Origin of the sequence: Erwinia psychrophila, from assembly GCF_039023475.1 — a bacterium.
In the GTDB taxonomy this organism is placed as follows: Bacteria; Pseudomonadota; Gammaproteobacteria; order Enterobacterales; family Enterobacteriaceae; genus Erwinia.
Window position 1 is genome coordinate 278,444 of record NZ_JBCHVB010000001.1, and the last position, 21,241, is coordinate 299,684.

The 21,241-nt window shown below is 53.2% G+C and carries 21 protein-coding genes; 16 read left to right on the forward strand and 5 right to left on the reverse strand.

Going from position 1 to position 21,241, the window contains the following annotated elements:
• Positions 1–1,623, reverse strand: coding sequence for an ABC transporter substrate-binding protein SapA (gene sapA / locus AAH446_RS01315; protein ID WP_342904924.1), 1,623 nt, complete (start codon positions 1,621–1,623; stop codon positions 1–3).
• 256 nt (positions 1,624–1,879) lie between these two features.
• On the opposite strand from sapA, the gene AAH446_RS01320 reads away from it, so the two are divergent.
• Entirely contained in the window at positions 1,880–2,008 is a 129-nt protein-coding gene (locus AAH446_RS01320; RefSeq protein WP_342904925.1) for a hypothetical protein, read from the forward strand.
• Between the two features lie 133 nt (positions 2,009–2,141).
• Here AAH446_RS01320 and pspF read toward each other — a convergent pair whose 3' ends face one another.
• Positions 2,142–3,137 (reverse strand): phage shock protein operon transcriptional activator, encoded by a 996-nt coding sequence (gene pspF, locus AAH446_RS01325; RefSeq protein WP_342904926.1) that lies wholly within the window; start codon positions 3,135–3,137, stop codon positions 2,142–2,144.
• Positions 3,138–3,301: 164 nt separating this feature from the next.
• Here pspF and pspA point away from each other — a divergent pair, with 164 nt between their 5' ends.
• The 9 genes from pspA to AAH446_RS01370 all read left to right on the forward strand — a co-directional run bounded on the left by pspA (position 3,302) and on the right by AAH446_RS01370 (position 10,441).
• Positions 3,302–3,970 carry a phage shock protein PspA gene (pspA, locus tag AAH446_RS01330; RefSeq protein WP_342904927.1) on the forward strand — a complete coding sequence of 223 codons (669 nt, stop codon included), beginning with the start codon at positions 3,302–3,304 and terminating at the stop codon, positions 3,968–3,970.
• 64 nt (positions 3,971–4,034) lie between these two features.
• Positions 4,035–4,259: an envelope stress response membrane protein PspB gene (pspB, locus tag AAH446_RS01335; protein WP_342904928.1), complete on the forward strand. Its 225-nt coding sequence runs from the start codon at positions 4,035–4,037 to the stop codon at positions 4,257–4,259.
• Complete coding sequence (gene pspC / locus AAH446_RS01340; RefSeq protein ID WP_342904929.1) at positions 4,256–4,621, forward strand: envelope stress response membrane protein PspC; 366 nt, start codon at positions 4,256–4,258, stop codon at positions 4,619–4,621. The genes pspB and pspC overlap by 4 nt, the downstream gene beginning before the upstream one ends.
• A 64-nt stretch (positions 4,622–4,685) precedes the next feature.
• Positions 4,686–4,910, forward strand: a complete 225-nt coding sequence (pspD, locus tag AAH446_RS01345) for a phage shock protein PspD (RefSeq protein WP_342904930.1) — start codon at positions 4,686–4,688, stop codon at positions 4,908–4,910.
• 82 nt (positions 4,911–4,992) lie between these two features.
• Complete coding sequence (locus AAH446_RS01350; protein WP_342904931.1) at positions 4,993–6,390, forward strand: YcjX family GTP-binding protein; 1,398 nt, start codon at positions 4,993–4,995, stop codon at positions 6,388–6,390.
• A complete protein-coding gene (locus AAH446_RS01355) occupies positions 6,387–7,445 on the forward strand; it encodes a YcjF family protein (protein ID WP_342904932.1) in 1,059 nt (352 codons plus the stop codon). The genes AAH446_RS01350 and AAH446_RS01355 overlap by 4 nt, the downstream gene beginning before the upstream one ends.
• Before the next feature lie 93 nt (positions 7,446–7,538).
• Positions 7,539–9,107, forward strand: coding sequence for a transcriptional regulator TyrR (tyrR, locus tag AAH446_RS01360; RefSeq protein ID WP_342904933.1), 1,569 nt, complete (start codon positions 7,539–7,541; stop codon positions 9,105–9,107).
• A 332-nt stretch (positions 9,108–9,439) separates the two neighbouring features.
• Entirely contained in the window at positions 9,440–10,051 is a 612-nt protein-coding gene (locus AAH446_RS01365; protein ID WP_342904934.1) for a TetR/AcrR family transcriptional regulator, read from the forward strand.
• 33 nt (positions 10,052–10,084) lie between these two features.
• Positions 10,085–10,441, forward strand: a complete 357-nt coding sequence (locus AAH446_RS01370; protein ID WP_342904935.1) for an MmcQ/YjbR family DNA-binding protein — start codon at positions 10,085–10,087, stop codon at positions 10,439–10,441.
• Between the two features lie 75 nt (positions 10,442–10,516).
• Here the strand turns inward: AAH446_RS01370 and AAH446_RS01375 are convergent, their stop codons facing one another.
• Complete coding sequence (locus tag AAH446_RS01375; protein WP_342904936.1) at positions 10,517–11,860, reverse strand: FAD-binding oxidoreductase; 1,344 nt, start codon at positions 11,858–11,860, stop codon at positions 10,517–10,519.
• Between the two features lie 422 nt (positions 11,861–12,282).
• Here AAH446_RS01375 and AAH446_RS01380 point away from each other — a divergent pair, with 422 nt between their 5' ends.
• On the forward strand, positions 12,283–13,119 hold the full coding sequence (locus tag AAH446_RS01380) for an alpha/beta fold hydrolase (RefSeq protein ID WP_342904937.1): 837 nt from the start codon (positions 12,283–12,285) through the stop codon (positions 13,117–13,119).
• 271 nt (positions 13,120–13,390) lie between these two features.
• Here the strand turns inward: AAH446_RS01380 and AAH446_RS01385 are convergent, their stop codons facing one another.
• Positions 13,391–14,245 (reverse strand): LysR family transcriptional regulator, encoded by an 855-nt coding sequence (locus AAH446_RS01385; protein ID WP_342904938.1) that lies wholly within the window; start codon positions 14,243–14,245, stop codon positions 13,391–13,393.
• A 74-nt stretch (positions 14,246–14,319) separates the two neighbouring features.
• Between AAH446_RS01385 and AAH446_RS01390 the strand changes: the two genes are divergently transcribed.
• The 5 genes from AAH446_RS01390 (at position 14,320) to AAH446_RS01410 (ending at position 19,379) form a co-directional block, all read left to right on the forward strand.
• Positions 14,320–15,261 (forward strand): DMT family transporter, encoded by a 942-nt coding sequence (locus tag AAH446_RS01390; protein ID WP_342904939.1) that lies wholly within the window; start codon positions 14,320–14,322, stop codon positions 15,259–15,261.
• 373 nt (positions 15,262–15,634) lie between these two features.
• Positions 15,635–15,967 (forward strand): EmrE family multidrug efflux SMR transporter, encoded by a 333-nt coding sequence (locus AAH446_RS01395; protein ID WP_342904940.1) that lies wholly within the window; start codon positions 15,635–15,637, stop codon positions 15,965–15,967.
• 454 nt (positions 15,968–16,421) lie between these two features.
• A complete protein-coding gene (locus AAH446_RS01400) occupies positions 16,422–17,486 on the forward strand; it encodes a mechanosensitive ion channel family protein (RefSeq protein ID WP_342904941.1) in 1,065 nt (354 codons plus the stop codon).
• Between the two features lie 445 nt (positions 17,487–17,931).
• Positions 17,932–18,597 carry a hypothetical protein gene (locus AAH446_RS01405; RefSeq protein ID WP_342904942.1) on the forward strand — a complete coding sequence of 222 codons (666 nt, stop codon included), beginning with the start codon at positions 17,932–17,934 and terminating at the stop codon, positions 18,595–18,597.
• Between the two features lie 20 nt (positions 18,598–18,617).
• Positions 18,618–19,379 carry a lipopolysaccharide core heptose(II) kinase RfaY gene (locus tag AAH446_RS01410; RefSeq protein WP_342904943.1) on the forward strand — a complete coding sequence of 254 codons (762 nt, stop codon included), beginning with the start codon at positions 18,618–18,620 and terminating at the stop codon, positions 19,377–19,379.
• Positions 19,380–19,576: 197 nt separating this feature from the next.
• Here AAH446_RS01410 and AAH446_RS01415 read toward each other — a convergent pair whose 3' ends face one another.
• Entirely contained in the window at positions 19,577–20,836 is a 1,260-nt protein-coding gene (locus AAH446_RS01415) for a diguanylate cyclase domain-containing protein (RefSeq protein WP_342904944.1), read from the reverse strand.
• Positions 20,837–21,241: the final 405 nt, after the last annotated feature.

Genomic DNA, 21,241 nt, shown 5'->3' on the forward strand with positions numbered 1-21,241 from the left:
TTAGTTTTCCTCGCCGTTAACACGATGCACGCCGGCAAACGAGGCATTGCCAAAGGGGCTGAGGACCAGGCCTCTGATGTCCGCGCGATAGGCCTGAAGCCGGAGCGAAGAGGCCAGCGGAAGCACCGGCAGCGCCTCCGCCAGCATCATCTGCGCCCGGTCATAATAGTCAATTCGCGACGCTAACTGCTGTGAGAGCAGCGCCTTATGCAGCGTATCGTCAAATTCTGGCTCACACCAGTGAGCATAGTTGGTCTGGGATGCGATAGCCGCACAGCTGAACAGCGGGCGGAAAAAACTGTCCGGATCGTTACTGTCGGTCGCCCAGCCGGTCAGGGTTAAATCGTGCGTCATCTCCATCAGCCGCGCCTCCTGAAAGCGTCCCTCAACCGCCACAATGGTGACGGTAACGCCCACCTGGGCAAGATCGGCCTGAATTAACTCTGCGGTTTTCAGCGGGCTGGGATTCCACGCCTGCGAGGCGGAGGGAACCCATAAATTAAGATGCAGATCCTCCACTCCCAGCGCCTTAAGCTGCGCCCGGGACTTTTCAGGATTATATTCGGTGACGCGGGCCTCATTGTTATAGGCCCAGGAGGCGCGCGGCAGGATGGAGGCAGCGGTTTCGGCCGTCCCGTAATAGATCGATTCCATCAGCCGTTCGTTATTAATGGCCAGCGCCAGCGCCTGACGCACTTCGGGACGGTCCATCGGTGCTTTACGGGTATTAAACGCCAGATAAGCGATATTCATGCCCGGGCGCAGCGTCAGCCGCAGGCGCGGATCGTCACGCAGGACCGAAATCTGGCTGGCGGCAGGGTAGGCCAGCACGTCACATTCCCCGGTCAGCAGTTTGGAAAGTCGCCCGGTGCCCCCGGCGCCCATATCGATCACTACCTGAGACATTCTGGGCAGGCCTTTCCAGTAGTGCTGGTTGCGCGCCAGCCGGATGTACTGACCGGTACGGTATTCACTGAGCATAAAAGGTCCGGTCCCCACCGGCTGGCGGTCCATCAGTTCCTGACGATCGGCTTTAGTCAGCTGGTTGCCATACTCGGCGGAAAGCACGGGCGCGTAATGGGTGGCCATATGCCAGAGGAACGACGCATCGGGCCTGTGCAGGCGGATCTCAACGGTGTAGTTGCCCAGCTTTTTAATGCTTTTCACCGCGTCGGCAAATTGCAGACTGTCAAAGTAGGGATAATTACCGCCGTTAACGCCATGCCAGGCGGATTTGCGGTCAAAAATACGCCGGAAGCTGAAGACCACATCATCCGCGTTTAGCGGGCGGGAAGGGGTGAACCACTCAGTGGTCTGAAAGGGCACATTATGACGCAGGTGAAACCGGTAAGTGGCGCCGTTATCCAGCACCTCCCAGCTTTCAGCCAGTTCAGGTATCAGGCGATAGGTGTAAGGGTCCACATCAAGCAGCCGGTCATACAGCTGAGCCGCAAGCGTATCGACAATTAACCCACCGCTGGCGAGCTGGGGGTTAAAGGAGGCGATGTTTCCGTTCACGCAGTAGACAAAACCGGTCTGGCGAATATCGCCCGGCACGGCGGACCAGGCGGCAGAGGTTGCCAGCAGCAGGCCAGTAAGGAGAGTCGAAATTAATGTGCGCATAAGTCATCTGAAATATCAGGCAATCATCAGAGTGTACCGCACTCTCGGGGAACGCCCAAAGATTGCCGGGGTAACTGGCGTTTTTCCAGGCGAAAAGCGCAGGCAGCTGAACTTTGCACGGCTTATCTGACCTGTTTGCTGAAAAAACTATGCGTGCGGAGCAGGCCGGGGCGAAGACAAACGCGGCGTATATGCCCGACGTTAATGGGGGAATGAGAAGAATTCTCAACAAACCGCTTTACAAGGTGGAGTGAGAATGATTATTATTCAGTTGCGCTTCACCGGTGGCTCTGCCGGAAAGGCGCACGACATTGCTCACATTGCTTCCAGTATTTTTTTCAGCCCGCCTCGTGCGGGCTTTTTTTTATCTGGACGTTTGCGGTAAATCTCAGCCGCAAAGGCCGCGACCTCAGCTACCCGGAGCGAAAGCGCCGCTGGCGAGAAACCAGCCCATAAAAATGATGGCGGCAGCAAGAATAATGAGGGGCGGAATAAATTTCAGGTTCATGGATAAAGTCTCAAGGTTTGCCGGGATCGATGCCGTGTTTTTTCAGCATCGCCCGCAGCTGGTGATAGGTGACGCCCAGTAGTTCAGCGGCGCGGCGCTGATTAAAGCGCGCCTGCGAGAGCGCCTTCTCCAGCAGCGCCTGCTCCTGCTGATGCTGCCAGCGGCGTAAATCCAGCGGTAAAACCGGGAGCGCCTCCGTTTCCGCCTCTGCTTCGGGCAGTTCTGACTGTAGCCCCGGTTTGAACGGATTGAGGATCACCCGGTCCAGCGGTTCATCAATCTCGCTATGGCGGTAAACCGAGCGTTCAACCACGTTTTTCAGCTCACGGATATTACCCGGCCAGCCATAATCCAGCAGTACCTGACGGGCCGCGGAGGTAAATCCGGGAAAGAAAGCGCGGCCCAGCTCGCGGCACATCTGGATAGCAAAATGGTCAGCCATCACCAGAATGTCGCTGCGGCGTTCGCGGAGCGGCGGCAGTTGTACCACGTCGAAGGCAAGCCGGTCGAGGAGATCCGCACGGAATTTCCCCTGCTGCGCCAGCAGGGGAAGGTTGTCATTGGTGGCGCAGACCAGCCTGACGCTGACCTGCAACGGCTGGCTGCCGCCGACGCGCTCCAGCTGACCATACTCAATCACTCTCAGCAGCTTTTCCTGAACCAGCATGGGCGCAGTGGCTAACTCATCCAGAAACAGCGTCCCGCCGTCGGCGCGTTCAAAGCGGCCCAGGTGGCGCTTCTGGGCGCCGGTAAAGGCGCCGGCCTCATGTCCAAACAGCTCGGAGTCAAGCAGGCTCTCGTTAAGCGCGGCGCAGTTAAGTGAGATAAAGGGGCCCTGCCAGCGATTAGAGAGATAGTGGAGGCGGCTGGCGATCAGTTCTTTGCCAGTCCCGCGTTCACCGGTTACCAGCACCGGTTTGTTTAACGGCGCTAACCGTGAAACCTGCTCCAGCACTTCCAGAAAGTTATTTGACTCGCCGAGCAGGTTATCGCTGTGATCGTTCATGAAATTCACCAGGTGTTAGTGATTTCCACCACACTAACCTCTCGCTGCAAAGCTGTAAAGTGCAGGAATAGTGCGAAATCAAAGAGATAAAAGTTGGCACGCGAATTGAATAGTAACTGACAGCGCATCGCGCCTTTTAAAACCAATTAATGAGGATTTTGATTATGGGTATTTTTTCTCGTTTTGCCGACATCGTAAATGCCAACATCAATTCGCTGCTGGAAAAAGCGGAAGATCCGCAGAAACTGGTTCGCCTGATGATTCAGGAAATGGAAGATACGCTGGTGGAAGTTCGCTCCACGTCGGCCCGCGCGCTGGCAGAAAAAAAACAGCTGCTGCGCCGCATTGAGCAGGCTGAGACTCAGCAGACCGAATGGCAGGAAAAGGCGGAGCTGGCGCTGCGCAGAGATAAAGACGATCTTGCCCGTGCCGCGCTGATCGAAAAACAGAAGCTGACCGATCTGATTACGCTGCTCAGCCGTGAGTCTGAACAGGTTGAGGAAACCCTGGTGAGAATGAAGGGTGAAATCGGCGAGCTTGAAAGCAAACTGGGCGAAACCCGTGCCCGCCAGCAGGCGCTGACGCTGCGTCATCAGGCCGCTTCTTCGTCCCGCGATGTACGTCGTCAGCTGGACAGCGGTAAGATTGATGAAGCGATGGCCCGTTTTGAATCTTTTGAACGCCGCATCGATCACATGGAAGCCGAGGCGGAGAGCCAGAGCTTTGGCAAGAAAAAGACGCTCGATCAGGAGTTCGCCGAGCTTCATGTTGATGACGAAATCAACGAGCAGCTGGCGGCGTTAAAAGCCAAAATGAACAACCGCAGCGAATAACTGAGTGAGGCACCTGTCCGGTGCCCCCCGAAGCCATTGGGTTAGAGCGATTCAAGGAGACAGAATGAGCGCGTTATTTCTTGCCATACCCTTAACTATCTTTGTGCTGTTTGTGGCGCCGATCTGGCTCTGGCTGCACTACAGCCGACAGAACAGCGGCACCGAGCTGTCGCAAAGTGAACTTCAGCGCCTTCAGCAGCTGACGCTTGACGCAAAACGCATGCGTGAGCGCATTCAGGCGCTGGAGGAGATCCTCAACGCCGAACATCCTAACTGGAGGCAGCCATGAGCAATGCGATCGTAAAAGGCAAAAAGCTCTGGCGTATTCCTTCACGCGGTAAAGTGAAAGGCGTCTGTGCCGGCATTGCCGACTATTTTGAGATCCCGGTTCGTCTGGTGCGGGTTATCGTCGTACTGTCGATGTTTTTTGGCCTGTTTATGTTCACCTTAATCGCCTATTTCGGGCTGGCGTTTGTTCTTGATGAAATGCCCGATGAGATGGCTAATCAGGGTGAAAGGACGCCGTCCGCAGGAGAGCTTCTTGATAATCTCAGCGCCGAGCTGAACGGGGGGGAGCGACAGCTGCGCGATATGGAACGTTATGTCACCTCTGAGACGTTCAGCGTGCGCAGCCGCTTCGGCCAGCTCTGAACAACCCTGACCTTTTTCTTTTGCGGGCCTGCACAGGCCCCTCACCGGTATCTGGAGAGAATCTATGCGTAAATGGCAGTCCGTTTTACAATACAATGCCTCGCCCGCAGCGAAAAGGGTCGGCAAGTTTATCCTCCTCGGCGCGCTGAGTTACGGCCCGGCAGGCGTGGCTGGCTGGGCGGTGAAATCCGTCACGCGCCGGCCGCTGAAAATTCTGCTGGCCTGGGCGCTGGAGCCGCTGCTGCGTCGCCTGGTGCGTGGGGCCACCGCACGCTGGCATAAACCCTGAATCCCACGCCGCTTATTTACGCCATAGTGGACAGCGCGTACTCTCTCCAGACTGATAAAAAGAAAAAGGTGCCGACACCCAGATGAAACGACTTCAAAATGAATTGCTGTCGCTGGTCAACCGGGGCGCGGATCGCCACCTGCGCCTTGCCGTAACCGGACTGAGCCGGAGCGGAAAAACGGCTTTTATTACCTCGCTGGTTAATCAACTGCTTAATGTGAATTCGGGCTCGCGCCTGCCGATGTTCTCGGCCGTGCGCGAAGAGCGGCTGCTCGGCGTCAAGCGGGTGCCGCAGCGCGATATGGGCATTCAGCGCTTCACCTACGACGAAGGGCTGGCCCAGCTTTACGGGTCACCCCCCAGCTGGCCAACCCCCACGCGCGGCGTCAGTGAAATGCGCCTGGCGCTGCGTTACCGCTCCCGTGAGTCGCTCATGCGCCATTTCAAAGAGACCTCCACGCTCTACCTGGAGATTGTCGACTATCCCGGCGAATGGCTGCTGGATCTGCCGATGCTGGCGCAGGATTATCTGAGCTGGTCGCGTCAGATGACCGCCTTGCTCAGGGGAGACCGGGCCGACTGGTCCGCCCGCTGGCTGAAGCTCTGTGAAAACCTCGATCCGCTGGCGCCGGCTGATGAAAATCGCCTCGCGGAGATCGCAGACGCCTGGACTGAGTACCTGCTGAAATGCAAACAGGAAGGGCTGCACTTTATTCAGCCGGGGCGCTTTGTGCTGCCTGGCGATATGGCCGGCGCGCCCGCGTTACAATTTTTCCCCTGGCCGCAGGCGGACGAGGGCGGGGCGGCTAAGCTGGCCCAGGCGGACGGCGGCAGCAATATCGGCATGCTGCGGGCGCGTTACCGTTACTACTGCCAGCATGTGGTAAAAGGATTCTACAAAGACCATTTTCTGCGTTTCGATCGCCAGATTGTGCTGGTCGACTGCCTGCAGCCGCTCAACAGCGGCCCCCAGGCGTTCAATGATATGCGTCTGGCGCTGACGCAGCTGATGCAGAGCTTCTCATACGGCCAGCGCACGCTGTTTCGCCGCCTTTTTTCACCCGTTATCGACAAGCTGCTGTTTGCGGCTACCAAATCGGATCACGTTACGGCCGATCAGCACGCCAATCTGGTGTCGCTGCTTCAGCAGCTGGTTCAGGATGCCTGGCAAAATGCCGCTTTTGAAGGCATCACCATGGACTGTATCGGACTGGCGTCCGTGCAGGCAACGGAGAGCGGGCTGGTCGATCATAAAGGCGAAAAGATCCCTGCGCTGCGCGGTCACCGTCTGGAGGATAACGAGCCGCTAACCGTTTATCCGGGAGAGGTGCCGCCCCGGCTGCCGGGACACGCTTTCTGGCAGGAGCAGGGCTTCCATTTTGAACAGTTCCGGCCACGGGATGCGGACGTGGATCGGCCTCTGCCGCATATCCGCCTTGATTCGGCGCTTGAATTTTTGCTGGGAGATAAACTGCGATGAGTGCACCGCTTAAACCGCGTATCGATTTCGCACAGCCTCTGGAAGAGGAGAAAGCGCCGGTGCTTAAGGCTGCCCGGGCCTTTGACCATCAGGAAGCGGCGTTTATTGCACCGCATCCTGAAGCGCAACCGGAAGAAGAAGGGAGCGGCGAGCGCGCCGTTGAGGCCGCGCTGCGGCCAAAACCGAGCCTCTGGCGCAAAATGGTCAAAGCCGGGCTGGCGGTATTTGCCGTGAGCGTGGTGGCGCAGGGCCTGCAGTGGGCGCATAACGCCTGGCTTCAGCAGGACTGGATCGCGATGGGCGGCTGCGTGGCAGGCGGCCTGATCGTCTTTGCCGGGGTCGGATCGCTGGTGGGCGAATGGCGCAAGCTTTATCGCCTTCGCGAACGTGCCGAAGAGCGGGACGTGGCGCGTGAACTGCTCGGCAGCCACGGCATGGGCAAGGGGCGTGAATTTTGTGAAAAACTGGCCCGTCAGGCCGGGCTCGATCAGTCGCATCCTGCGCTTCAGCGCTGGCATGCCTCACTGCATGAAACCCTGAACGATCGTGAAATTGTGGCGCTTTATGCCCAGCTGGTACAGCCGGTCCTCGATCGTCAGGCCCGGCGGGAGATTGGCCGCAGTGCGGCGGAATCAACCATGATGATCGCCGTCAGCCCGCTCGCGCTGGTGGATATGGCGTTTATTGCGTGGCGCAATCTTCGGCTGGTAAACCGCATCGCAGCCCTTTATGGCATCGAGCTGGGCTACTTCAGCCGTATCCGCCTTTTCCGCCTGGTGCTGCTGAATATCGCGTTTGCCGGCGCCTCCGAACTGGTGCGGGAAGTGGGCATGGACTGGATGTCCCAGGATCTGGCCGCCCGCTTCTCCGCCCGCGCGGCGCAGGGTATTGGTGCGGGACTGCTGACGGCCCGGCTTGGCATCAAAGCGATGGAGCTATGTCGTCCGCTTCCCTGGCTGGAGGGCGACAAGCCACGCCTGGGCGACTTCCGCCGCGATTTAATCGTGCAGCTGAAAGAAACGCTGCAAAAAGGGCCGGTCACCCCGGATAAGTAGCTAACTGTCAACTTTTCCTTCCGGATCTCTTCTGGCGTACGCGGTGATAGAGTATCATCAGCGGACGCCAGTTATTGAAGAAGGTTGCCACGCATGCGTCTGGAAGTATTCTGCCAGGACCGACTCGGTCTTACCCGCGAACTGCTTGATTTATTGGTGGAACGGAACATCGATCTCCGCGGTATCGAGATTGCCCCGATCGGCCGCATCTACCTGAATTTCTCGCCGGTTGAATTTCAACAGTTCAGCCAGCTGATGGCGGAAATCCGTCGTATTCCCAGCGTTACAGACGTCAGAACCGTCTCCTTTTTACCCTCCGAGCGCGAGCACCGGGCGCTGAGCGCCCTGCTGGTGGCGCTGCCGGAGCCGGTATTTTCGATTGACCTGAAAAGTAAGGTCGAGCTGGCTAACCCGGCGGCGCAGGCGCTGTTTTCCCTTAATGAAGAGAAAATGCGGAATTATGGCGCCGGAGCGCTGATTAGCGGCTTTAACTTTCAGCGCTGGCTGGAGAGCGAACAGATCGAACCGCAGGCGCATCATGTCGTTATTCAGAGCCGGGATTTCCTGATGGAAGTCACGCCGATATACGCCTCCAGCGTGGAGCAACAGCCTGAGGTGCCCGTTGGCGCAGTGGTGATGCTGAAGTCGACCGCGCGTATGGGGCAGCAGCTACAGAACCTGGCGGTAAATGATGACAGCGAATTTCAGCATATTGTGGCGGTGACGCCCAAAATGCGGCAGGTGATCGATCAGGCGCGCAAGCTGGCGATGCTCGATGCGCCGCTGTTAATCGTGGGCGATACGGGAACGGGCAAAGATATGCTGGCCCGCGCCTGTCATTTGCGCAGCGCGCGCGGGCAGAAGCCTTTCCTGGCGCTGAACTGCGCCTCGCTGCCGGACGACGTGGCGGAAAGCGAGCTGTTTGGCCATGCCGCCGGCGCGTATCCTAATGCGCTTGAGGGCAAAAAAGGCTTTTTTGAGCAGGCCAACGGCGGCTCGGTGCTGCTGGATGAAATTGGTGAAATGTCGCCGAGGATGCAGACCAAGCTGCTGCGCTTTCTTAACGACGGCACTTTCCGTCGGGTCGGCGAAGAGCACGAGGTGCATGTTGATGTACGGGTAATTTGCGCCACGCAGAAAAACCTGACGGAAATGGTGCATCGCGGCGAATTCCGTGAAGATCTCTTTTACCGTCTCAACGTTCTGACCCTGAATTTGCCGCCGCTGCGCGATCGTCCTCAGGATATTCTGCCGCTCACCGAGATGTTCGTGGCGCGCTTTGCGGATGAGCAGGGCGTGGCGAGGCCAAAGCTTTCGCCGCAGCTGAATGCGTTTCTGATGCGCTATACCTGGCCCGGCAACGTTCGCCAGCTAAAAAATGCGCTCTATCGTGCGCTGACGCAGCTGGAGGGGCATGAACTGCGTCCCCAGGATGTGATCCTGCCGGAATTCACGATGGAGCTGCCGCTGGGCGAGGATGCGATAGAAGGCTCACTGGATGAAATCACCAGCCGCTTCGAGCGCTCTGTCCTGACCCGTCTCTACCTTTCCTACCCCAGCACCCGCAAACTGGCGAAGCGCCTTGGTGTTTCCCATACGGCCATTGCGAACAAGCTGCGCGAATATGGACTGAGTCAGAAAAAGAGTCAGGAAGAGGGCTGATTTCATTACAGCTAAATCCAGGCCGCAGGAGTAATACGCCCGGCTAAGGGCCGGTAAACAATCCTGCGGCTGTTCAGCATTCCGGAGACCTTCCTGTTTCCGGATTCTTTATGCGTCTTTCTCCGGCTCTTAATGTTGCTCTTCATTACGTTCCTGCCGTAATTCACTTAATTCTTTAAGCGCTGCTTCAGACACTGGAATCGCCAACCGTCGTCCCGCCGGGGCTGGCGTCGTGCACGCTGTGAATGTGCCATAACAGCCGCCTCTGCCAGGTATTGATTTATCAGAGCATGCAACTACTATATGTACAGATGTACTTATAAGGAGGGGGAATGGCTGGCGAAGCTGAGGAAAACGTGAAAAGGACTCGTCGCTACGATCCTGCACGCAAAGAGAAAATTCTCGATAAAGCTTTTGAGACGGTTGCCGAGTTCGGTGTTGCAGGGGTTACGCACCGCCGCATTGCTGCGCTCGCCGGCGTGCCTCTGGGATCAATGACCTACCATTTTAAAAGTATGGACGAACTGCTGTTCATGGTTTTCAGCCGCTTTGCACAGGATGGCGCTGATTTTATTAAAACCAGGATGGAAAAAGCGGAGACGCCTGAGGATGCGATCGAAATTTTTGCCTCCATCATGACTGACAGAGAGTGGGTGAACAGTCAGAACATGGCTGTACTCTATGAGTTTTACTCTCTGGCGACCCGCGAGCCGGCCTGCCGCCAGATATTGACAGACTGGTCCAGTTCAACCAGACAGTGCCTTGAGCGTTTTTTTTCACCGGCTGCGGCCCGCGCATTTGACGTCTGCATTGAAGGGGTTTTGCTACAGAACTTTCTCAATCCTGACGGCGGCCTGCCACAGGACGAAATCATTGCGCTTCTGCGGCGCATATCCCTCACCGATATCCCCGCTAATGCTCAGGCCTCACAACAGCATCCCTGACCCTCATTTAAAAAAATCAACTCAGGAGAGACAATGAAACGAGAAACGCTGTTCAAATATGCCCGTGAGCACTACAAAGCAGAGCCAGAGTATTTATGGAGCAAACTTCCCGGCTATGCTGTTCTGCGGCATAACGACGGAGAAAAATGGTTTGCCGTAGTTATGAACGTGCCCGGTACAAAGCTGGGCCTCAGGACAGAAGATGTTGTGGACGTGCTGGAGGTCAAGGTCAGGCCAGAACATATCGGTTCCCTGAGGAAAAAAGAGGGCATTTTACCCGCCTACCATATGAATAAAGCGCACTGGATCAGCATTGTTCTCTCTGGTCCGTTATCGCCCCAGGAAATCCACGATCTCTTATCTGAAAGTCATGAACTGACCACAGGTTGAATGTCGAACGCCGCTCCAGGGCGACGTTATCACACCTAAGGGCTTAAGGCGTTGCCGCCAGGTAAGCCAATGTTGTTAAAATAGTCCATACGGGGCGTTAAAGCGGTTTCCTGCATCAAACCGCTTTTTCATGACCCGCAGTTTATTCAGCGACTCTCCATAAAATTTCCGGGCCCGTTCCTGACCATCAGATCCCGTCACGGCGGGATAGGCGCTGCCATCGCTGAAAGGCGCTATTATGTTCTGAATTTCCGAAATCCACTGATTACCCTGCGTTTTTTCTGCATCCGTTTGCCAGCCTGCCACAATCTGCATGTTGTAGTGATCGCGGCGATGAGAGAAAGCGGTTGCGTCTGAGGCAACGCGTGCAGCCCTGCCGCGAAAGTCGTGCAGCATGATACAGTTTTGCCCGGAGGGCATACGCAGACAGCAGTCAATGACTGCCCCGGCGGTCTCTTCGTCCAGACGGTTAAGGTTAAAAGCATCCATCTGATAGCCCCGGCCTTTGGGCCAGGCAGACCGATCGGAAGCGTCGTCGTAAATGTCTCTGTATTCAGACCAGCTCTTTTTAACCACGCTAGCACCCGGCAGGGATGATAGTTGCCGGATATACTCTTCCCCTGCGGCTTCATCTCCGGTCCACAGCGGTTCGAGGATCAGTCCTCTTCCTTTACCGGGAAGCGCGGAGAAGGTCGAGAAAACACTCAGCCTGTCGCCAGCCTCATCCAGGATTTCCTGCAGGTTCCGTAGCCCCTTCTGTGCGTATTCAGGTTTAATAAACAGGGTGGCGCTCAGCACCGGAGATAATCTGTGAATGGCAAACTCTGCCGATGCCAGTACACCGAAGTTTTTACCGGCGCCCTTTAGTGCCCAGAATAAATCCGGATTCTCTTTTTCGCTGACGGTGGCGAGAGAGCCATCCGCCAGCACCACTTGCGCTTTCCTGAGGTTATCGGCAACCAGCCCAAACCGGGCGTTGAGCTTTCCGTACCCTCCGCCCAGTGCCAGACCGGCCAGGCCGACCTGAGTATGCACTCCGGTAACCAGCGCATAGCCTTCCGGCAGAACGTCGATGGCATTTTTGACAATTGCGCCACCCGCAGCAGTTAGCGCTGAATTTTCACGGCTGACCGAAACCTGGCGCATTGCGCGGAGATCGAGAGTAATTCCTTCCTGAGAAACGGATCGCCTGTACCAGTCATGGCCGCCGCCCAGCACGGAGACGGGCATATCATATTCAGCCGCGATGCGAATCGCATTCTGTAAGTCAGATAGACCGGTACAGCAGACGGAGAGGGCAGCGTTTACCTCATCAATACCGTTCCACAGGCCGGTCCGCAGTTTTTGTCCGGCTTCCCGCCCTGAATGGATGTGTCCCTCAATATGTTTTTCAAGCTTGCTGATGATCCGGGCGTTCATTTTTACTCCCCTTATATGTACAAACGTACGTATAAACTTAGCAGAGTCAAACTGGAACGCCATCAAGAGGACGTTCTGTAAACGGAGCCTTAACCACGGAGATAAAATGCCCGTCACCAAGGCTGAGAAGAGGGTCTGTTACCCTGCATGATGCCTATTTTGTTCATCGCCCTGACCACATAGCGTGGCGCCATCGTATTGTCCCGGTGTCAAACCCTGGCGCTGAAATGGTGCTTTCAGGGCGCTATCCTTTAGCCCCGAAAGCAGAACGGCAAAAATGTCCGCCGCGCGAAGGCAAAGCGAATTGTTCTTAACTACGCTTTGAAACTGTGTTTACCAATCGCTTTACTGCTCTGAGCCAGCCTTCCACAGCCGTGGAATATCCAGCGTTACTCCATCCTTCCCACCCAGGGGGTTAGATCATGTCATTTGTCACCACGAAAGATAATGTCAGCATCTTCTTTAAAGATTGGGGCCCTAAGGACGCACAGCCGATCTTCTTTCACCACGGATGGCCATTAAGCGCCGACGACTGGGATACGCAAATGCTGTTTTTCCTGTCGAAAGGCTTTCGCGTGATCGCTTCTGACCGACGTGGGCATGGCCGTTCAAGCCAGGTCAGCGAAGGGCACGACATGGATCATTATGCGGCGGACGCCTCCGCCGTGGCAGAACATCTGGATCTGAAAAATGCGGTGCATATCGGACACTCCACCGGCGGCGGGCAGGTTGCACGTTATGTGGCGAAGTATGGTCAGCCGCAGGGGCGAGTGGCGAAAGCAGTGCTGATAAGCGCGGTGCCGCCGCTGATGGTAAAAACGGAAAATAATCCTGACGGCACGCCGCTTGAGGTGTTTGATGGCTTCCGCCAGGCGCTTGCCGCCAACCGGGCGCAGTTTTTCCTCGATGTCGCATCCGGCCCTTTTTACGGCTATAACCGTCCAGGCACCGAGGCCTCACAAGGCATCATTGAAAACTGGTGGCGGCAGGGCATGACGGGAAGCGCCAAAGCGCACTATGAGGGCATCAAAGCCTTTTCTCAAACCGATCAAACTGAAGATCTCAAGGCAATTACCGTGCCGACGCTCATCCTGCACGGCGACGACGACCAGGTTGTACCTTACAAAACGGCGGCGCTATTACAGGAAAAACTTCTCCCCAACAACAAAATGAAGATTTATCCCGGCTACCCGCACGGTATGCCGACGACGCACGCCGACGTTATTAATAACGATATTCTTGAGTTTATTCGTAGTTAAGCCATAAGCGGACAACGGGGCTTATCGCATGAATGGTATGCCCCATATCTGATTGCCAGATAAGCTTAAACAGCACACGGATGGGCTTCAGATTAACAAGGAGTCCGCCTGGAAAAGGGAAAATATCCTACGTAACGCCTGTTTCCTAAACAGATATGACGGTCCGCTCTGTGCCAGGAGCGGACATCATGTATCAGTTGCAACGCCGTCAGACAGTTTGAACATAGCCTTGCATTTTTATTAAGGAATTTTGGCTGTAAGCCGCCTCCACTTACAGTCGAAATGTCTGCTGCATGGCACGCGCCAGAAGTTCTACGGCTTCATCCCCATGAGATGCGGCGCTGCGTATGAATATAATGCTATGGTCTGAAATGACAGGCATCCCCTCGATGATCTGCATGCGCCCTGAGACCTTTGCACGATCAATCAGGCTAACGGCCAACCCTGCCTCGACACACGCTTTAACTGCCTGACTGGAGTGACTTTCAAGGACGATGCGCGAACGCCTGCCTGACGCTTTAAGTGATTCGGTTATGGCCTCGCGGTAAACGCAGGGTGCTGCGTAAACGGCAAGAGGCAATGGATCGTTGAGCGCCACGTCTGTGTTCAATGGACCAACCCACACTGGTGTGGTCGTCATTAACACCTGCGTATCCGGGCTGATTTCTTCCTGGGGCTGAACGACAACGGCCGTATCTAATTTACCGCGCTGGATCCACTCTCTCAGTACATAACTTGGTCCCATTTTGAGCTCAAGTACAACGTTTGGCCAGGCCGAGGTAAATGTCGGCAGTATCTCTCTGATGACTTGAGTAGCATATTCGTCAGGGACGCCCAATGTGATACGCCCGGCGAGGTTAGTGCCATAAAGGTCAGCCAATATCCGATCGTGTATGCGTAATAGTTCAGCGGTAGAGTCCAGGAGGCGTTTACCCAACATCGTAAGGGTGACGGACTGATTATCGCGATGCAGCAGCTGACCACCTGCTACTGCCTCCAGACGCTGAATATGGATGCTAACTGCCGCAGGGCTTTTGTGAAGATGATCGGCTGCCGCGCGAAACTTTCCAATTCGGACCACTGCATGAAAGGTGCGTAGCAGGTCAATATGAAGAATGCCGATCATGATTTAATCCTATTAAACTACTGCTGCATATAATTTTGATTTACCAGACTACACCTATTCCGTAGCCTTTGGAAATGAGCAAATTCAGCCGACTTCTAAAAGAAAAATCCCTGCGCCGTCATTGGCTTTATGCCGTCCCGCTGCCTTTGCTTGAAGCAGGGTTATTATTATCCTGGAGTTCGGGATTCATCGGTGCACGTTTTTCAATCCTGTATGCCCCGGCATTACTGGTAGTGTTCTGGCGCTTTGTGGTGTTAACACTTCTCCTGTTACCTTTTGTCTACAGACCGCTACTGAAGACACCTCTTTGGGTCCTGCTAAAAAATGCTGGAATTGGCCTGCTGGCGATGGTCGGCTATATGACAGGAGTGACGCAGGGTATCGCTTTTGGTGTTCCGGCAGGGCTCGCCGCGCTGTGCGCAGACCTGCTGCCGCTGGGAATGGCATTGCTGGCAGCAGCTTTTTTTGGCGAACGGTTAACGAGCCAGGTCTGGCTTGGATTGCTCGTCGGACTTCTCGGTGTGATATGGGTAACTCATGGCGTGCTGGCGTTGGGCAACGCGCCGCTGTGGGCCTACGGCTTGCCTGTAGCCGGCATGTTGTCGCTTGCAGTGGCAACATTATGGCAGAAGCGCAGCAATGCCTCACAATCAATGGGAATCCTGCCCAATCTCTGGCTTCAGTGTCTCGTCGCGAGTTTCGCCTTCGCCGTTATTGAGGGCAGTCAGGGAAGCCTGGCTCCGATACCCACGATGGGCTTTACTCTCAGCGTGTTATGGACGGCAAGTCTGCCTACCTTTGGTGGTTATGGGCTGTATTGGATCTGCCTGCGCCGAAGCTCGGCAACCCGTGTTGCCACCGTTCTGTTTCTTAGCCCACCGATCACAATGCTGTGGGCCTGGGCTATGTTCAATGAACCACTGTCCTGGCAGATGGCGACCGGGATGGTAATTTCCTTTATCGGCATCAGGATGGTATTGCGTGCCGAGGCACGGCAGGCCGACCTTCCATCATGACCGCCATATCGATAAAGCCTTATATGTGTTCAGTAGGGCATTCTGAAATTGCACTTCACAGCAGCACAATGGCTAAGGAGAACGGAGTATTTTGTAATCCAGGCACTTCTATATCATGTCTAATGTATAAAAAATTTCTGCTATTCGCTCATAGCGCGCGTTGACCAGCGCCTGTCCGCACTGTGCCAGGAGCGGACGTTGTTGTACTTAATATCTGATGAATCACCGTGGCTCTTTTACGAAAGCTAGCTATGGCTAAAGTAAGGCCTTAGTACGTTTATACCACCCCAAACAGGTAATATTCGCTGCCTTCAGACACACCTAACCCTATGTGATATAATGAATGTTTGCATTTGTTACATGAGGGCAGGTTGTGAACACATACATTTTGCTTGGTGGGGCCATCGTAGCTGAAGTTATTGGTACAACCCTGATGAAATACTCTGAAGGATTTACACGCCTGTGGCCATCTGTAGCAACGATTGTTTGCTACTGTGCTGCTTTCTATCTTCTCGCCCAGACGTTGTCGACCATCCCTACAGGTATTGCGTACGCAATCTGGTCAGGTGCCGGAATCGTATTAATTAGCCTTCTGGGCTGGTTGGTGAGTGGGCAAAAGCTTGATTTCCCGGCGATAGCCGGCATGTTCCTGATTGTAGCTGGCGTTCTGGTTATTAATCTTTTTTCAAGATCCTCACCTCATTAAATCTCTTTGATGCGCGTCAGATATCTGGCTCGCTTCGGTATTGTCTTTAGTTAACTGAAAAGCCTGCAAATTCATTTCCCCTATGTCCGCTCCTCGCTCAAAGTGGACAGTTGCCCCGGACGCCGGTCCGCTTCGTGCCAGAAGCGCACGTTGGCGTTTTAGGTTACCTCCCTACGACTGTCGCATATGGCCTTGATGCCCGGATTTAACCAGCGATAGCAGCTAAGGAGGCCTTTGCTCATCAAGCCCGGAAGCTCTCCACAAACTGCAGGCAGTTGAGTTTATGCTACCCTACAATTCAGGGTTTTTGTGTGTTAAAAACTTTGTTAACCGTATTTTTCACAGGCTTATGTGTGCTAACCCTTTGAGCCGCAGATAACCGGGAAGACCCGGTTACTGAATTTTCATTACTGATATGACAACTCAATTTGTTGTCTGAATATAAGGGAAAATAATGTTAATGATATTCGATGAGTTATCTGGTACGCCTGCATGGGTGCCTGCTTTATTGCTCGTCACGCTTTCATTCTTAGTAGGGTTTTTGGCCAGGTTTGTATTTCTCATGTTCATTCGTTACTGGCAGAACCGTGACCGCAAGCTATTCAAATCACTTGAAAAGCATCTTCGTGGATCGATGTTCCTTTTCATTCCTTTGCTGTTGGTAAATATCGGGGTTAATTATATTAACCTGCAACCGCACTCCCTTTATTTCATTACCAACGTTGTTAACATCTTCATTATATTGTCGATTTGCTCCGTTTTGATTCGATTGACTAATGTGGCGCAGGATATGCTTTTTATCCGCTATGACATTAATCTTTCAAATAATCTTCGTGCCCGTAAAGTTCGTACGCAGATAATGTATGTAAAAAAGGTGGCTATCGTACTACTCGTCACATTTTGTCTTTCTCTGATTCTACTCAGTTTTCCCGGTGTCCGGAAATTCGGCACAACCATCCTGGCCGGTGCTGGGGTTGCTGGAATAATAATCGGTTTTGCCCTTCAGAAGTCGCTTGTTAACCTGTTTGCTGGCATTCAGATAGCCTTCACCCAACCTATAAAAATTGATGATGCTGTGGTGGTTGAAAAGGAATGGGGCTGGATTGAGGAGATAAACCTGACTTATGTTGTTGTGCGTATCTGGGATCTGCGCCGGCTGGTCCTGCCGATTACCTACTTTACAGAGAATGCCTTCCAGAACTGGACGCGTAATAACGCACAAATATTAGGCTCTGTTTTCCTTTACGTCGATTATTCAATGCCATTAGATCCCCTCCGCAAGCATTTTGAAAAAGTTCTCAGTGAAACAAAACTCTGGGATCAACAGACTCAGGTACTTCAGGTTACCGATACTAATGAAAAAACCATGACTATCAGATTGTTGATGACCGCTCAGAATTCCCCAATAGCCTGGGATTTACGCTGCTATGTCCGTGAAAAGATGATTGAGTTTATTCAACAAAATTATCCGCAAAGCCTGCCTCACGTCAGGGCTACACTGACCGATGCCGGTGATTGATAGTCCGTCAATTGCTTTTGTTTCTTGAAATATACAGCGGAACGTACAGTTACTCTTCGCGTGCTGTCTAAGCATCAGGATAACTGGACTTCCGCTTTTCGCTGTGAGGTCATTATTGTGAACCCCCGAGTCTCTGGATCTCGCAGCTGAAAGTCGAGAAAGCTAATGATAAGTTGTCAGCTATTTCCCAAATGCTGCGTTTTCTGTACTTCATTACAACGTCCCCTTTGTCCGGGGATGGTCTGGCATCGACCACTTCCACCCGCAGACTTAAGTAAATACTGGTACTAAAAATCTCTGACAAACTGCGATTGACATTATAGTTGATTTTAATTTATACCCGTGATTAACATCTGGAATTTTTATAATTTTAAAAGCACGTTATAACAACACTTATGTAAATAGGTTTCCTATAATAGCTGGTTTTTAACGATCGGGAAGAGGCATGTTTAATCATCCATTATTTGGGGTCAGGCTGGCATTTATTGTCTCTCTGGCTACTTTTGTATTATGGTGCGTGGCACCCACGGAAGCCCTCATTCATGTAATGGAAGAGGGGCAGCTAGTTGAGACGTTAACTTTATATCTTTACGCTGTTACGCTGCTGTATTTTATCTTTCGGCCTAATCTTCCCATTGCTTTGCTTACCCGTTGCTCAATAATTTTAGCGCTGTTTGCCATGTTGGCCAGAGAGGCGGATTTACACAAAGTTATCGATAACATGAGCCTGCTTAAATTGCGATTCTGGACCGGGGACCTGCCTCTGTCTGATAAGCTGTTAGCCCTTATGATCATGTTACCCATTGTTGCAGCCTGCCTTTACCTGCTTAAAAAGCATGCGAAAAATGTCTGGGTTCAGGCGAAGCGGCGTAAAGCTTATGCCGTTACCACGATGACATTTATTATATTGATACCGCTGACCAATATTGCTGACCGCTCGCTGGGTTTGCTGAAAGAGAGTTTTGGCTGGCATGCGCCCTTATGGCTAGTCGCGTTGCAGACGTCACAAGAGGAGCTGCTGGAGATGTCTCTGCCGGTATTAGCGCTGGTTGCGGCTTGGCAATTTCGCCGCGACAGAAACGCAAAGGGCGTTGAGCAGACTCACAATTAACTCAGTATCCATGAGGCAATATGCGTTTATTGCCTCTCTGTTTTTTCCTTACCCACCTGGTCTGTAGGTTATTTATGCTACATAAAAATAAATATAATGACTTTACGCTGTACTTTAAAGAAAGTCAGAGTCGCTATAGTCAGGTTTTTGAAAGTTTTGTTAAGTACCAGCTGCCGGTTATCAAGGTGTTACGCAGTCAGAATAAGACCAAGGTTATATTGACTGAGCATGATAAAAAACTCTATATATTGAAAGTATTCAAGCCCAACGGCAAGAGAGTGGAAAGGTTGTATAAGTCCTTTTTCAAAAAGGATTATTTCGTTAATCTGATTAAAAGAAACGATGTTCTCTGGGCTAAGGGAATGCGTTTTCAGAATGATGTTTACCTGTTAGCACAGCGCAAGAGAAGGCACTGTACCAATCTTTATATCATGCTGAATGAGTATATTCCGGGCAAAGTGCTGAACGAGTTTGACGAGGTTCCCGATGGCGTTAAACAGGACGTAAAGCGCAATATGTCGCTTTTGCACCAGCATAAACTCGTTTCTGGTGACGCGCATAAAGGCAACTTTATCCTTTCCAGAGAGGGGGTGCGCATCATTGATTTGTGCGGTAAAAAATTTACCCGGCGCAGAGTGGCTGAAGATCGTCTGGCGCTTGAGAACCGGCTCCATATTACCGATTTTGACAAGGATTTCGCCTATTACCTGCTAAAAGCAAAGTTCAATATCCGCAATAAAATTAAAACGGGTAAAAACAGGATAGTGAAGGTTTTTAGCTAATAGACAGTTGGCCATTATAACTGCGTAGCTATGGGGGTAGGATTTATCTGAAAAGTTCCGGGCTTCTTTTTAAGTGTAATGAAGATTTGGTTGGCCCGGTGGCGAATATGCGCGGAGGATCTCTACGGAAGGGGGGCGAAGGGGCATCATGCACACCATGATGAATCATGGATAAGGGCAGATAGTGAAGCCGGCTATCAATCATGTATCGGCAGCGTTGCGGGCTCGAAAAACTGATATGACCCATCACGTCGTGCTTTCGCCTGGTACATCGCTTTATCGGCATTTTCAAATAACATGTTGGCAGATGTTGTCCCGAACCGTGCAAGGCTGATGCCAATAGCCGCACCAATCTTTACCTCCATACTGTTGATAGCAAATGGCTCTTTCAGACTATCAATAAGGCGCTGGGCGATTGCCGACGCCGCCTCGCGATTGCTGCATTTCGCTGCTACCACAAACTCGTCTCCGCCCATGCGCGCCACCGAGTCGCCCGGGCGCATGCAGCGCTGTAGCCGTTTGCTAACCTGCTGCAGTAAGAGATCCCCCGTCGCGTGACCCATCGAATCATTGACTGCCTTGAAGCCATTCAGATCGATAAACAGGACAGTCGTATATGTCAGATCTTCGTCCTGCGCGAGCATGCAGCCGATCTGGTCATTTATCCAGGCCCGATTAGGCAATCCGGTCAACGTGTCGCGGGTTGCCAGCTGCTCGAGCTTCCGGAGCTTTTCCTTGTCATGAGTGATGTCGCGCGAAACCAGCACTGCACCGATGTTGTTGCCTGTGGAAGGATCGCTGACGCTGCAGGCCTTGGTGCCAAGCGTAACGTAGTGGCCGTCACGATGCAGCTTACGCACCTCGACTACGTCCGGCCGTACGCCACCGTTGAAGATGTTTAACAGTGCATCCGTGGCGGATGCGCGGTCGTCGGGATGCAGGAAATCCACCACCAGCTGACCTGTCATCTCATCGGCTGACCAGCCGATCATTTTGCTATAAGACGGCGAGATTGAAACGTACCTGCCGTCCGAGTCGCAATGGGCGATCAGGTCAGTGCTGTTTTCAATCAACAGACGGTATTCCGCCGCCGTGCGCAGCGCCTCCTCAAGCGCTTTGCGCTGCCCGGTGACATCAAGAATGAAGCCGCTGTACTGCAGATGAGAAGCAGTAGACTGGCAATCCGGCAGGCCTGAAACAATCACACGCCGCGTCGTCCCGTCCAGACAATGGATCGGCACTTCGATATGAAAAGGGGTCACAAATTCCAACGCCGCAGTCAGTTGCTGCGCGATCTTCGCATCATCTTCGGCCTGGGCAAACTTCAGCCATGCACTTAGCGTTACGCCTTTGAGTGCGGGCAGCAGGCCAGCGGGGCTTTCCTGACTGGCGATGCATATGCCCTGGGCATCCGTGGACCAAACGGCCGAAAGAGTAGGTTTGATCACAGTGTTCATGATGGTCGGATCCGTTGTTTGCTGATGATACTGAACAAGCTTAATACTAGTCGTTACAGCTCTCCCGATCGCCGCAATTGCCGCTCCCATAAAGCTGGAAGATGCTTCGGTGAGACGCCCTCAGTTACATCAGTGTCAGTCATAAGCGGTGGCTGACGCTACATCAGTTTCTACGGTGCCATTTTGCCCGCAGATATGAGCGGGAAACTATCTATGACGAGATTCAATGTCAGAAGTATTAGTCTGTGTTTATCGGCTGACTGGGCCACAATCTTTAGTGAATCCTTATGTAGTCTGCAACTGCTGTGCACCGTTCCCGGCAATTTATGAGATCTTTTATTGGCCAGCATTCTCTTTCGGAGGGTAACGATGGCGTGTGTATTCCTTACCCAGTACAAGAAGATT

What these genes read in the sequence shown, in the direction of transcription:
- sapA (WP_342904924.1), bottom strand. Translation starts at nt 1,623, where the DNA reads ATGCGCACATTAATTTCGACTCTCCTTACTGGCCTGCTGCTGGCAACC.
- AAH446_RS01320 (WP_342904925.1), top strand. Translation starts at nt 1,880, where the DNA reads ATGATTATTATTCAGTTGCGCTTCACCGGTGGCTCTGCCGGAAAGGCG.
- pspF (WP_342904926.1), bottom strand. Translation starts at nt 3,137, where the DNA reads ATGAACGATCACAGCGATAACCTGCTCGGCGAGTCAAATAACTTTCTG.
- pspA (WP_342904927.1), top strand. Translation starts at nt 3,302, where the DNA reads ATGGGTATTTTTTCTCGTTTTGCCGACATCGTAAATGCCAACATCAAT.
- pspB (WP_342904928.1), top strand. Translation starts at nt 4,035, where the DNA reads ATGAGCGCGTTATTTCTTGCCATACCCTTAACTATCTTTGTGCTGTTT.
- pspC (WP_342904929.1), top strand. Translation starts at nt 4,256, where the DNA reads ATGAGCAATGCGATCGTAAAAGGCAAAAAGCTCTGGCGTATTCCTTCA.
- pspD (WP_342904930.1), top strand. Translation starts at nt 4,686, where the DNA reads ATGCGTAAATGGCAGTCCGTTTTACAATACAATGCCTCGCCCGCAGCG.
- AAH446_RS01350 (WP_342904931.1), top strand. Translation starts at nt 4,993, where the DNA reads ATGAAACGACTTCAAAATGAATTGCTGTCGCTGGTCAACCGGGGCGCG.
- AAH446_RS01355 (WP_342904932.1), top strand. Translation starts at nt 6,387, where the DNA reads ATGAGTGCACCGCTTAAACCGCGTATCGATTTCGCACAGCCTCTGGAA.
- tyrR (WP_342904933.1), top strand. Translation starts at nt 7,539, where the DNA reads ATGCGTCTGGAAGTATTCTGCCAGGACCGACTCGGTCTTACCCGCGAA.
- AAH446_RS01365 (WP_342904934.1), top strand. Translation starts at nt 9,440, where the DNA reads ATGGCTGGCGAAGCTGAGGAAAACGTGAAAAGGACTCGTCGCTACGAT.
- AAH446_RS01370 (WP_342904935.1), top strand. Translation starts at nt 10,085, where the DNA reads ATGAAACGAGAAACGCTGTTCAAATATGCCCGTGAGCACTACAAAGCA.
- AAH446_RS01375 (WP_342904936.1), bottom strand. Translation starts at nt 11,860, where the DNA reads ATGAACGCCCGGATCATCAGCAAGCTTGAAAAACATATTGAGGGACAC.
- AAH446_RS01380 (WP_342904937.1), top strand. Translation starts at nt 12,283, where the DNA reads ATGTCATTTGTCACCACGAAAGATAATGTCAGCATCTTCTTTAAAGAT.
- AAH446_RS01385 (WP_342904938.1), bottom strand. Translation starts at nt 14,245, where the DNA reads ATGATCGGCATTCTTCATATTGACCTGCTACGCACCTTTCATGCAGTG.
- AAH446_RS01390 (WP_342904939.1), top strand. Translation starts at nt 14,320, where the DNA reads ATGAGCAAATTCAGCCGACTTCTAAAAGAAAAATCCCTGCGCCGTCAT.
- AAH446_RS01400 (WP_342904941.1), top strand. Translation starts at nt 16,422, where the DNA reads ATGTTAATGATATTCGATGAGTTATCTGGTACGCCTGCATGGGTGCCT.
- AAH446_RS01405 (WP_342904942.1), top strand. Translation starts at nt 17,932, where the DNA reads ATGTTTAATCATCCATTATTTGGGGTCAGGCTGGCATTTATTGTCTCT.
- AAH446_RS01410 (WP_342904943.1), top strand. Translation starts at nt 18,618, where the DNA reads ATGCGTTTATTGCCTCTCTGTTTTTTCCTTACCCACCTGGTCTGTAGG.
- AAH446_RS01415 (WP_342904944.1), bottom strand. Translation starts at nt 20,836, where the DNA reads ATGAACACTGTGATCAAACCTACTCTTTCGGCCGTTTGGTCCACGGAT.